Source organism: Amycolatopsis sp. cmx-4-54 (assembly GCF_046548895.1).
Lineage (GTDB): Bacteria > Actinomycetota > Actinomycetes > Mycobacteriales > Pseudonocardiaceae > Amycolatopsis.
Genome location: NZ_JAEBEJ010000001.1, coordinates 315610 through 327893, shown reverse-complemented (window position 1 = coordinate 327893; position 12284 = coordinate 315610). Strand labels below are relative to the sequence as shown.

Below are 12284 nucleotides of genomic sequence, written 5' to 3'. Positions count from 1 at the left end.
CTACTGACTGTCCAAGGAGGATCCACGATGACCCACCAACTGCAGCGCTTGCTGCACACCACGACGAACCCAGTAGCTGACTATCAAACTGGGCCGCAGCGTCAATTGCTCGCCCCAGCTGTCCACACAGGAGTCGCGCCGATCAAGACCCTGGCGTCCGGCATCGTGCGCATGCCCGGTTTCCATCACGCGCTGCCGCACATGCACGCGCGTTCCGAAATCACCATTTTCGTAGCGCACGGCCTGGTCGCCTCCCTCGTCGGCGACGAACTCGAGCACCTGTTCATACACAGTCCTCACTCGATCATGACCATCGGGGCAGGAGTGCCCCACGTCGGTGTGAATCTCTCCGCCGAGGTCGCGACAGTGTTCGAGGCACGTACGGACCCCGCGTTCAATGAGGACGTGGAACGCGTTCCCCGCCTGGATACCCTTGCGGTCGCGAGGGTCGCACAAGCACAGAACGACTTCCGCAACGGCGCGTTCAAGGAACGACTGCAATCGGCGTCCTGGAGCTCAGCGGTGTGGACTGTCGATGACAACTGACACGAACCCCCCGCAGTGCACGACACCGCGCCGAATCGGCGGCATCACGCGCCTGGCCGCCAACGAACTCCCACATGCCCCGCCCGCGCCTGTCCGTGCCGCCATCGCTGACCACGTGCAACTCAACCGCTACCCTGACCCGCACAGCGCGGCCCTGGTCACCGCGCTTGCCGCACATCTGCGGACACCGCCGGAGCAGATCATGCTCGGGGCAGGGTCATCCTCGATCCTGCAGCGCCTCACCCGAATCGTGTGCGCCAGTCCGGACGACGCAGTCCTGTGGACGACACCGGCGTTCGACGCGTTCGAAACCTTCACCCGGCAAGCGGGAGTTGGTGCCCAACGGGTTCCGCACGTTGGCGGCGACGCCCTGGACCTGGACTCGGTCCTCGCGGCCGTCACCCCAGCAACGCGCATGATCGTTGTGGTCAATCCACACAACCCCACCGGCGCGGTCGCGCGGACCTCCGCGCTGCGCGCGTTCCTCTCCAACCTTGGCGACAACGTCACGGTCGTGCTCGACGAGGCGTACCGCGACTTTGTCACCGATCCCGATGTCCCCGACGGCGTCGAGCTGGCCCAGGCACACTGGGCCGCGGGGCATGAGAACATTGCCGTCGTCCGGACGTTCTCGAAGGCTTATGGGCTCGCCGGTGCACGGATCGGATACGGCGTAGCGCCGACCGACTTGGCGCGGAAAGTGCGCGACGCCGCCATCCCGCGAGAGATCAGCGCGACTGCCCAGATGGCCGGGGTCGCGGCCCTCAAGAGTCGTGCATCGACCGACCGCAACATCTCCCGCGTGGTCGCGGAACGAACCCGCGTGATCGCAGAACTGCGCCGGATCGGTTACGCACCAGGCAAGTCACACGGCAACTACGTGTGGCTTCCGCTCGCCGAGGACTCAGGACGATTTGCCGCACACTGTTACGACGACGGAGTTCTCGTGATGGACGTCGCCGACCACGGAGTCCGAGTCACCGTCGGCACCCCGACGGACAACGACTGTTTCCTCAGGTCCGCGCACACCTGGATCACCGGCCGCCCCCGGCCGGCCAAGGCCTGGCTTTCTCCTAGCAACCAGGAGAACAGATGAACACGTCGGCTCGACCCGCGTCGCGAATCGCCAAGGCCATCGAGCTCTCCCCCGGTGATGGCAGGCCCGCGAGGCCCCCATGTCCGCTCCACCACACCCGCAGCAGCTTCTCCGAACATGAATCACCGCCTGGCCGATGCTGAAGCATTGGCATGCCGGCGGCGGACGCAGACACACCGACGTCCTGCGGCCGCCGCACCCGAGCTGCGCGGGGGCGATTCGCCCCCCGGCGCCCCCGCGCACCACTTCCACTCCCACATCCGACCATGCCCAGCCGCCTGGTCCGACTTCCCGAGGAACACGTCATGTCCGTATCCGCACCGTCCGCTCCACCTCGGAACCAGTGGGCTTCCCGCCCGATGGAGATCCACCCAGTCGGGACCGTCCCCCTCGGCGCGGGCGGTGACCCGTTCTCCACCATGCAATGGCACCTCGACCACCAGCACGGTGTTCCCCTGACCGGGCTGCCGTTCGACATCACCGACGACCGGTGGATCATCGCCTGGCTCGACTCCCGGGAATTGGTGCCCGGGCTGGTCAAAGCCCGCCCAGGGAAGAGCCGCGGGTACACCGACATGCCCTTTTACACGGTCGAGCCCGGTCACCGCCTCTCACCCGCCGATCTCGCCCTCGGCCGTGTCGAGCAGACCGCCGCCGCCTTCGCTGTGAAGGACCGTCTCATCGGTGACCAGATTCCGCAGCGGCTTCAGGTCAGCATCCCGAACGCCTTGGACCTCGCCTATTTCGTCTCAGGCTCGACTGCCGCAGCACCGGTTTGGATGGTCGATGCCCAGGCCATGCTCAACGGCGAGATCCGCGAAATCGCCGACCGCTGGGGCGACGCGGTCCAGCTGCAGCTGGAAAGCCCATCGATCCTTCTGGCCTATCACGCCACGCCGCGCGACTTTTGGTCGCAACTGACGGCGCAGCTTGCCCGCCAGGTCGCCGAGACCATCAGCGTCGCGAAGGATGCCCATTGGATCCTGCACCTGTGCTACGGGGATCTTGAGCATCGGGCGCTGTTCGAACCGGCCGACCTCGACGCGGCAGTGCTGTTTGTCAACGCGCTCGCGGACGTCCTCACCGAACGCGGCGTCTCTGTGCCCCGCGTGCATCTCCCAGTTGCGCACGGCAGCGCCGCACCCTCGACAGACCCCGACTTCTTCGCCGCGCTGCGTGAGCTCAGGCGCGGGATCGACGTCATCGCCGGCGTCGTAGCGGAAGAACACCCGGACGAGACGCGGACGGCACTGGCATTGATGACTGACGCCCTCGGAGGGCCGGTCACCGCGATCGGAGCGGCCTGCGGCCTCGGACGGCGAACCATCGCGGCCGGTGGTGCGAACTACGCGCTCGCGGCGAGTGTGGCTCGCGCGTGGACGGCAACCAGTACTGGATAAGCGCCGCTCGCCGAACGGCTGCACACCACAAAACCTTTCCTGTAGGGGGAAATATGAGGGGACGTCACTCCAGTACCCGCAACCACCCGCGCCGGTCCATTCCCGTGCATACGACCGGACGACGACAGCGTGGACGGCACCGTCGTAGCCGTCGCCCGGTCCACGCCGCTGTCGTGCTCCTCATCGCACTCGTCGCGGGCGTACTTGCCGCGGGCGGTGCCTCCGCGGCCACGAATCCGTCCCGCCCCGCATGCACCGACATGGATATCCCGGTGACCTCTGGACTTGTTGCCGCCAGGATGCACGCGACGCTCTGCCTTCCCGTCTTGCCGGCAGCTGACATTCCGCTGCAGGTCTTGGTCGCCGGAGGCACCTACAATCGCACTTACTGGGCTGGGCTAGGCCTACCGAACTACTCCTACTCCGCACGCGCGGCCAGCGCCGGCTTCGCGACACTGGCCGTAGACCGGATCGGCACCGGCCGCAGCTCTCAGCCATTAAGTATCCTGGTCTCGGCCAGCATGCAGGCCGACGCGTTGCATCAGGTCATCACTCGCGTCCGGTCCGGCGTTCTCACCGGTCGGAAACACACCCGGGTCGCACTTGCCGGTCACTCATTGGGCAGCATGGCCGCCGTCATCGCCGCCGCCCGTCACCCGGCTGACGTCGACGCCCTCATCCTCACCGGCTACAGCCACCGGATCGCGCCCGGTGGCCTTCTGACTTCCCTGGCCTCCATGTACCCCGCCGCATCGGAGGGGCGCCCGTTGGACCTGGGATATCTGACGACCCGACCTGGTGTCCGCGGCTCCCTCTTTCATGCCTACGGCGAGGTCGACCCGGCCGTGCTCGCTGCCGATGAGATTACGAAGGACGTCGCGAGCGCGACCGAGCTTCCCGACGGCGTTCTGGCCGGCCTCTCCCGTGACACCTCGCGACGGATCACCGCTCCGGTGCTGGAAGCCAACGGCGAGAGGGACTCCTGGGCGTGCACCGCCGTGGACTGCGCAAGCGCGGCCTCTCTGCTCGCGGCCGAGCATGGCTATTTCACCGCGCCGCTGACGACTTACGTGCAGCCACGCTCCGGGCATTCGCTGGCGCTCGCGCGTGACGGCGGCGCATTCACCGACTTCGCCTCTGGGTGGCTACACCGCGTGCTGACAGAGACCGCACGGAGCCGGTCATGACCCGGTGCTTGGCACAAATGCTGCTGGCCTGTCTGGTACTCGCGGCGACGGCGGGCGCCTGCTCGTACCAAGAACCCACGGAGGCGCCGTCGCCGCAGGGTTCGGCGCCGGCCTCGCCGACCGCGCAGGGACAGTTCACGCTGCCACCTGTCGCACCGATCACGCCGACCTCCGCCAACGCTGCACCGACCGGGGTACCGCCTGCTGTTGCACCTCCACATGTGGACACTGCCCTGTTCACCGATCCGCTCCGGGTGACGACCGCATGGATGCGGCAGTTCTGCCAAACCGACTTCACGGAGCCGATCAACGGGAACCTGACCCGGGCGGCGACCTACGCGACTCCGGAAGCCACCGCCTCGGATACCACCCACGGCGACACCGCACAGACCTATCAGCAGATGCAGACTCAGAAGCTGGCCGCTCGCTGCGACCAGGTCGAGGCGACGATCAACCCGGAAGCGCCCACGACACCGTCCATGGTCTACGTGCAGGTGTCGGCAGCACGCACTCAGCTCGCCAACGGCCGCCCGTTCCAGACGCTACCGCTGGTCAGCACTCGGCGCGTGGTTCGTGGCGACGATGACCGGTGGCTGGTCGATGTCGCAGTGGACGCGGGCTGATGAAGGCCCTGTTGATCGTTCCCGCCGCCGTCGTCGCGCTGGTCGTCAGTGGTGTCCTGGTGCTCGGCGGCCATAAGGCCGAGGCGGCCGTTCCCGGTCCGCCGACCTGCACTGCACCCACAGTCACGCCAACAGCACATGGTCAGCCAGGGAACACCTTCGGCGGCATCACCCTGTCACCGGAGAAGGTCGACACTGTCCAGAAGATCCTCGGCACCGCGAAGGGCCGCAGGATCACCAAACGCGGCGCGACCGTCGCGATCCAGACGGCCTACCAAGAGTCCAAACTGGACCCCCACAACGACTCGGGCCGGGCACTCGGAACGTTCCAGCAGATCGCACCCGGCCCGTACGACGCGTACACCGGCTACGACCCGCACGACACTGCCGCGGCCGCTGGTGGATTCTTCACCGTCCTGCTGAAACGCGTTCCCGATTACGACACAGACCCACGGACCAACCACGACCTCGCCCAAGAGGTCCAGCGCAGCGGCGCCGGGGCACAGGAATACGCCCAATGGCAGACATTCGCCGAAGCCATCACCAACGCGCTCTACGACGGTTCCGGCCCACCACTACGATGCACCGACCAATCCGCGAAAGGTAAGATCGCCGTCACCATCCGCGGCAACGAGGTCACGTTGCCGCCCGAAGCCGGGGTATCGGGCCTGATCATCGCTCCGACACCACAAACCGCGAAAGCGATCGGCTCGGGCCTGGCGTGGCTGGGAACCCCGTACGCTTGGGGCGGCGGCAACGCCGACGGGCCGACTAAGGGAGTCAGTGACGGCGGCGGCGCCGCCGACAAGCACGGTGATTCCAACAAGATCGGGTTCGACTGCGCCGGGCTGACCGCGTACGCCTACGCCCAGGCGGGTGTCACACTCACCCGTCCATCGCGGACACAGCTGACCAACGCGAAGCTAGTGGTGCAGTTTTCCCTTGCAGAGCCGGGTGATCTCCTGTTCTGGGGTACCCACCACGTCGCCATGTACCTCGGTCAGCTCGAAGGCCGGCATCAGATGCTCGAAGCGCCGCAAAGCGGTGACGTTGTCAAAGTGTCGACTGTACGCACCGGTGGAGATTTCCGCGGTGTCGCCGCTCGGCCGATTCCAGGGAGGTGAAAGAAATGCGACCCGGCGATGCCTCAGAATACGGCGCAGAAGAACCGGTGGATCTCACCCGCATGGGCAGCACGCCACGACCACCACACGCGCCGTCGGAGGCGCCCGAACCTCGCGCGCTGGACAGCGCCAGCCTGGCCGCAGCGCCGCCGGTCACCGCCGACCCCGCGACCTGGGGCTGGCGAGGCAGGCTTCGCCGCGCCACCTTCGGTGTCATCAAGCCGAAGCCAGGCCACACCGAAATCCGGTACCGCCTTGCCGAAGTCGCTGTGCGCCAGTACATCGGCGGCGCACGGCTCATTATGGTCGCGAACCCGAAGGGCGGTTCCCGCAAGACCACGACCGCGCTCATGCTCGGCCACGTGTTCGCCGCGCTGCGCGGCGGGTCGACGGTGGTGTGGGACAACAACGAGGCACGCGGCACGCTCGCCGAGCGGGCCGAGGTAGCCACACCGGCCACCACTGTGACACACCTCCTCGGTGCGTTCGAGCGCCTGATCGGACCGGCCGGTTCCGCGGGCGACATGAGCCACTATCTACGAACGCAACCCAGCCGCGCGGAAATTCTCGCCGCCGACGCGGAAGCGACACGACGAAGCCAGATCGGCTCGGCCGAGACCGGCCGCGTCGGGCTGCTGCTATCGCGTTACTACCGCCTGACGGTGATGGACACCGGCACGAATCCGCGATCAGGAGCATGGCAGTGGGCCGCCCATCAGGCAGACGTCCTGGTCGTGCCGATCACCTGCGAACCGGACGTCGTACAACTGGCAGCGTGGATGCTCGACACTCTGAGCGCGATCGGCCGCGCGGATCTGGCGACAACAGCGGTGACGGTGATCAACCCGTCGACGACCGCGCCGGATCCGCAAGTGAGGTCACGAGTCCTGGAGTACTTCAGCGCGCGGACCGCGGTCGTGGTCGAGGTCCCCTTCGACCCTCAGTTGGCCGGCGGGGCACCTGTCGTGTTCGACCGGATCAGCCAGGCATCGCGGCGAGCGTGGGTCGCCGCCGCAGCCGCGGTCGCCGACCAGCTCGCCGCTCGGGTAAGCACCCGGCCGGACCAGATGCCGACTTCGCCGGGCACCGGCCGGCACAAGCAGGGATCGGCACAGCGACCGGCGGACACGCAGGACAGCACCGAGCCACGGGGAGCCGACGCCTCGGTCACCGAACTGCCCGCACGAAGGGCGAAAGCACAATGAGCAATGTCTACCTCGCACAGACGGCAGTGGAGTTTCTTTCCCAGCAAGGAAGCAGGAACCCGTTCGACGGGATCACACCAGATTTCAACGTCTTCGGGATCCAGTTCACCAAGGCGTGGCAGAAGGTCCTCGCGGGGCTTTGGGGACTGACGTTTGTCTGGCTGGCCGGCGGTGCGCTCCGCGCCGCTTACCAACTGCAGGAGGCCAAGAAGGGTGGATACCAGGCCAGCATCCTTGAACACACGGACGGCATCAAACGTCTGGGTATGGCTCTGGCTGTCGTGTCTGGTATTGGGATCATCTTCGGAGCAGTTGTCGCCCTCTTCTAGGAGATGATCATGACGAACCTCGCGCAGCCCACCTCGGACCGCCGCTCCCGTAACGGGCTGTGGATCGGTGTCGCTGTGTCCGCGCTCGTGACCGGGGCCATTCTGGGCCGCTGGGTGATCCCGGCCGAGTCCCCTGCTGCGGGCGGCACCGGGCCGGTGACCGGAATCGCTCCGGAGGGCGTGCTCGTCGCGGCACCGCATGGCCCGGCGAAGATCAGCCAGGGTGTGCCCTCCGGCTACACCCGCGATCGCGCCGGTGCCGCCACGGCGGGCATCAACGCGGTGCAGTTGGTGAACAACCTCGCCCACGGTCAAGCCGCCCCGGAGGTCGCGAGTACGACGTGGACGGCCAGCACCGCCGACGCCGGCACCCGGCAGGCGCTCTCCACCCGGCCCGGTAGCGCCGACCAAACCAGCAAGATCCCGGCGACCACGCGGGTGACCGCCTACACCGACGCTGCCGCCACGGTCGAGGTGTGGGTCGTTGCGGTCGGGTCCGGGGACGCTATCGGCGGCGGCACGAACACCGCCGCGCGCTGGAGCACTCACACCATCCAGCTGTTGTGGGAGACCGGCGACTGGAAGGTGGCGGGGCTGCGCGCGAACTCCGGCCCGCAACCGGGAGCCCCCACCACCGCTCCTGCGACCGCACCGCTGACGAACGGCCTTTACACCTACTACATCAACTAACGCATGAACGTTAGGGGGGAGCATGTTCCACCGTATCGCCGCACTGATCCTGACAGTGCTGGCGTTCCTGGTCATGGCCGCGCCCAGCGCGGTGGCCGACCCGAACACCCCGGTCGGCGGAGGACAGCTGCCGCAAGGCTTTCCCGCCGAACTGCGGAAATATGTAGTGGGTACCGAGGAGTTCAGAGACGCCCCGTGGTTTCGTGATCCGTCCTGTATCGACCACGGCGGGAACGTCGGCTTGTATCTCAACGCGATCATGCTCGACGAGCCGCGGCTGATGTACTGGTCGCTTCCTCCTGAGTCCCGGAAACTGTTCTGGGGTGGCCCTTTTGGCGGTAAGGACGCCGATCCGAACAAGGAGCCACCGTCATTGCCGAAACTGTTCCCGGCCAGCGCCGCCGACCGGGACGCCTACCGGGTGCCCACCGGTGAGGGTGGGTGCGCGAACAGGCTGCAGAAGTGGGCGAACCTGGCGAACAACGCGTGGGGCTTCACCTGGGTCTCCGCTCCGGATCCTGCGAGCCTGGAGCGGATGAAGGCGCTACCGCCGATCTACCCATCCGAGCTTCCGGTGGAGGAGTTCACCGGTGCGTGTGTCAAGGCGAAGTCCCCATTCTGTGAGAAGGCGTTCTTCGTCGATTGCGCCAAGGTTGCCAGCGACCCGGTTCAGCATCCGCAGTGTGTGGAATGGAACGTCGCCATCGGGAAGTTGTTCACGGGAATGGCGGCGTTCATCGAAAGCAACTCGTCGTGGCTGGACAACGTGAAGCGGTTCCTCGAGCTCGTCGGAGACACGCTCTATACCGGCGGGAAGTGGGTGGTAGACGCGTTCGCGGGGGTCGCGATGGCTCCGGCCGAGGTGGGCAAGTTCGTCGCGAATCCATCATCGGCCATCGATGATCTCGCCAACGCGCTGCACCAGGGAGCCACGACCTTCACCACCACCGTGTTGCAAGGGCTGGCCAGCGTGGGGAATTTCGACCCCACGGCACCCTGGTTCCTCAGCATGTATGCGGCCAGCAGCGGAATCGGCATCGTGACCATGGCATTCATGGCGGTGCTGATGCTGTGGCGGACGGCCCATGGCGGCGGGGGCCGGGAGGAACTACAGGAGGCTCTGTTCAAACGCCTACCCCTCGGGCTGTTCCTCGCGGTCTTTTCCCCCGCTATCGCCACGGTGCTGCTGGAGATGACGCGCGGTCTGACCAACGGCATCGCCGCGTGGGACGCCGGCTACCTCAACTCCGCCGTGGTCAAACTCGGTCTGCTCGGGAAGGTCTCCGTAGCGCTCCTTCCCGGCGGCGTATTCATCGCGATTCTCATCTTCTTACTGATGATTCTGGGCGCCTTCGCCGTGTTCGCGGGACTGGTGGTGCAGTCGGTGGCGTTGCCGCTGGCCGGCGCCGTGGCGGGGATCTCGTGGGGGATGCTGATTCATCCCAAGTACCGCACAAAAGCGCTCAAGCCACCGATGATGTTCGTCGGCATGGCGTTCATGCCCCCGCTGTTGTTCCTGTTGCTCGGATTCATCTTCGCGGTGATTGATGGCAACCTGACCATTCCAGCGATGCAGAGCGGCGGCCTGCCTCTGCTGGCGCAACTGGCCTCAGCCGGGTTCGCGATGCTGATGGTGGGCCTGGCACCGTTTTCGCTTCTCAAGTACGCGCCTCTGCTGCCGACCGAGTCTGACAGCCACGACACCCAGCCATCAGGTGGTTTCGGTACCTCGTCTGTCGTCGGCGCGGGTGTCGGCGCGATTGCGGTCCGGGGAGCCGGGTCTGCATCCGGCGGCAGCCCAGCCGGCGCCGGAGACGGCCACTCGATCCAGAGCAACTACGCCCGCCAGCAGGAACCACCTCGCGGGTCTCAGCGGCCGCAGCCCCGTGCCGGCACTCCGGCCGCGGGACACCCCGGAAACCCAGGTAGCACCGGTGCTCCTGGTAGCACGGGCTCTGCCGGTTCGGCAGGTTCGTCCGGCCAGGCCGGTGGCATGGCATCGTCCGGTCGGCAGTCCGCGACCGCTGCAGGTGGCGCGTTCGTGAACGGCGGCGCCGCCGCCGGAACGACTGCCGGCGCCGCGCAAGCAGGGGCAGCGAGCGGGGCAGCCGCCGGGCCATGGGGTGTTGTCGCCCAGGCCGCGGTGGCGGGCTTCAACAAGGCTCGCACCTCCGCGCATCGCGCTCCGGAAGTCGACGAAGACGTGGTGCGAGGTGACCGACGATGAGGATCTCCGTACTCGGAGGCGAGATTGGGCGACGCGGTCTGTTCGGGTCGCTGCCGAAACCCGCGGTCGCACTGTTGGGCATGTCCACTGCCGGGGCGTTCATCTTGTGGCTCGGCGTGGGCGGCATGGGCGGCGCAGCCGCCGGATTCGCGCTGCTCGGACTGACCTACGCCCTGGTCCGTCCGTGGTCGCAGCGCCGGTCGATCGCCGAGCAATGGATGTGGGCTTTCAGATGGCGGATCCGGCGCCGCAACGGCGAAACCCAGTACACCGCGCCAGCGCAGATCCACCAGATGGAACCGGACTCGTGGCCGCTCCCGTTGTGGGATCGTCCTGTCCCGCTCGGGCGTGTCGAGCCACTCGACCTAGCGGGGACCGGCCTGGAATCGATGTTCATCTTGCACCACCACAATCCCGGGGAGCGCGCCTATCTGTCCGTGGTGATGGAGGTCCAGGGCCAGGCGTCCGGCCTGCGTACTGATCGAGCCTACGATGCGGCGTCTATCCAGTACGGTGTTCTGCTCGCGCAGTTGGGCAAGGCCGGTAGCTACATCCGCGGATTGCAGCAACTCAACCGGATCGTGCCGCACGACCCAGCACCTCACCGCGCGTTCGTGTCCGGCCGAGTGTCGCGGCGTGGCGGCCTCGCGGACATCATCGCCTCCTACGAGGACCTGATCGACCTCACCGCCGTGTCAGCCGAGCAGCATCGCAACTACCTCATCGCGCGGATCCCGCTGACGGGTGAATTCTTCGAGGAGTCCCAATCCTACGGCGAGGGTGTCGCGGGATGGGCCGGGCTCGTGCACGAGGAACTCGCTCGGATGGCAGACCTCGCCGTCCGCGCCGAGCTGACACGGCCGCGTGTCCTGGGTGAACAGCGGACCTGCGCGATGCTGCGCAGCCTGCAAGACCCACGATGGCCGATCGATCAACACGAGGGCGTGCGCTGGGAGAACTGCTGGCAGTCCTATCGCACCGAACGGGACCGCCAAATCGTCAACGAGCGCTGGCACACCCGCACCGCGGTGCTCCCCCGTGCTGGCATCGCCCCCGCGAAGCTGGGGCCGCGCTGGCTGGCGCCGCTGCTGACGGCGGTCAACCCGTCGGTGATCCGCACGCTCAGCGTGCGGATGGAATTCATCCCCGACAGGGTCGCCCGTGCCAGGGCCGTCGTCGACGTCGCCCAGGACGGCGCGTCCTTGCAAGGCGCCGACCAGAAAGGGCGGGTTGGCGATGGCACTGACGAGGTCATGCTGTCTGCCTCGGCGCGCCGGTTGCACGATCTCGCACCCGGCTCCGGGCATCAGGGAGTGGACTGGTCGATGGCGATCTCAGTGACCGCCTCGGATCCGGCGGAGCTCAGGCGGGCGTGCATGCGGGTCGCCAACGAGGCTGCGCAGTCGGCGCTGACCGACCTGGACTGGCAGGACACCCAACACGACGTGGCCGTGCTGTCCACCTACCCGCTCGCACGGGGAATGGCGGTGGCCTGATGCGTGGACCAACGAGCTTCCACGTTCAGCGCCTCGCGGACATCGACGGATGCCTCGAAGCCGACCCCTGGACGTTGCAGTCTGTCGTGGAGAAGGAGCCGTCCCGTCGTTGCCGGACCACTGACCCGGAGTGGTTTTTCCCGCCAGACAGCGCCCGGTTCCGCGGGCATGACCTCCTTGTCGAGCGGGAACGCGTCGCGATGCTGTGCGGGGACTGCCCGGTGCGAAACCAGTGCCTCGCCGGCGCTCTACTGCGCGGGGAGGCCTACGGCAGTTGGGGTGGAGTCTCCCAGCCGGACTACCAGATCATCCGGCGCCTGTGGCGCGAGGAGCAGGACAGTCGACGAGAGGCGGCATAGTG

Annotated in this window: 12 protein-coding genes; all 12 read left to right on the top strand. The window is 67.1% G+C overall.

All coding sequences use genetic code 11. The features are described from left to right. The first annotated feature begins 27 nt into the window (after nt 1-27). The 12 genes from ACLJQ7_RS01600 to ACLJQ7_RS01545 all read left to right on the top strand — a co-directional run bounded on the left by ACLJQ7_RS01600 (nt 28) and on the right by ACLJQ7_RS01545 (nt 12282). Entirely contained in the window at nt 28-546 is a 519-nt protein-coding gene (locus ACLJQ7_RS01600) for a hypothetical protein (protein ID WP_410646299.1), read from the top strand. Beyond that, entirely contained in the window at nt 536-1642 is a 1107-nt protein-coding gene (locus ACLJQ7_RS01595; protein WP_410646298.1) for an aminotransferase class I/II-fold pyridoxal phosphate-dependent enzyme, read from the top strand. Before ACLJQ7_RS01600 ends, ACLJQ7_RS01595 begins: the two co-directional genes overlap by 11 nt. Before the next feature lie 359 nt (nt 1643-2001). Beyond that, on the top strand, nt 2002-3042 hold the full coding sequence (locus tag ACLJQ7_RS01590; protein WP_410646297.1) for a hypothetical protein: 1041 nt from the start codon (nt 2002-2004) through the stop codon (nt 3040-3042). Between the two features lie 173 nt (nt 3043-3215). Then, complete coding sequence (locus tag ACLJQ7_RS01585) at nt 3216-4229, top strand: alpha/beta hydrolase (protein WP_410646296.1); 1014 nt, start codon at nt 3216-3218, stop codon at nt 4227-4229. After that, nucleotides 4226-4852: a hypothetical protein gene (locus tag ACLJQ7_RS01580; RefSeq protein WP_410646295.1), complete on the top strand. Its 627-nt coding sequence runs from the start codon at nt 4226-4228 to the stop codon at nt 4850-4852. Before ACLJQ7_RS01585 ends, ACLJQ7_RS01580 begins: the two co-directional genes overlap by 4 nt. Further along, nucleotides 4852-5976, top strand: coding sequence for a C40 family peptidase (locus ACLJQ7_RS01575; protein WP_410646294.1), 1125 nt, complete (start codon nt 4852-4854; stop codon nt 5974-5976). The genes ACLJQ7_RS01580 and ACLJQ7_RS01575 overlap by 1 nt, the downstream gene beginning before the upstream one ends. 5 nt (nt 5977-5981) lie before the next feature. After that, on the top strand, nt 5982-7181 hold the full coding sequence (locus tag ACLJQ7_RS01570; RefSeq protein WP_410646293.1) for a MinD/ParA family protein: 1200 nt from the start codon (nt 5982-5984) through the stop codon (nt 7179-7181). After that, entirely contained in the window at nt 7178-7510 is a 333-nt protein-coding gene (locus ACLJQ7_RS01565) for a hypothetical protein (RefSeq protein WP_410646292.1), read from the top strand. The genes ACLJQ7_RS01570 and ACLJQ7_RS01565 overlap by 4 nt, the downstream gene beginning before the upstream one ends. A gap of 9 nt (nt 7511-7519) precedes the next feature. Then, nucleotides 7520-8200 (top strand): hypothetical protein, encoded by a 681-nt coding sequence (locus ACLJQ7_RS01560; protein WP_410646291.1) that lies wholly within the window; start codon nt 7520-7522, stop codon nt 8198-8200. A 22-nt stretch (nt 8201-8222) separates the two neighbouring features. Continuing rightward, complete coding sequence (locus ACLJQ7_RS01555; protein ID WP_410646290.1) at nt 8223-10427, top strand: hypothetical protein; 2205 nt, start codon at nt 8223-8225, stop codon at nt 10425-10427. Continuing rightward, nucleotides 10424-11923 (top strand): SCO6880 family protein, encoded by a 1500-nt coding sequence (locus ACLJQ7_RS01550; RefSeq protein WP_410646289.1) that lies wholly within the window; start codon nt 10424-10426, stop codon nt 11921-11923. The genes ACLJQ7_RS01555 and ACLJQ7_RS01550 overlap by 4 nt, the downstream gene beginning before the upstream one ends. Continuing rightward, complete coding sequence (locus ACLJQ7_RS01545) at nt 11923-12282, top strand: WhiB family transcriptional regulator (protein ID WP_410646288.1); 360 nt, start codon at nt 11923-11925, stop codon at nt 12280-12282. Before ACLJQ7_RS01550 ends, ACLJQ7_RS01545 begins: the two co-directional genes overlap by 1 nt. Nucleotides 12283-12284 lie beyond the last annotated feature (2 nt).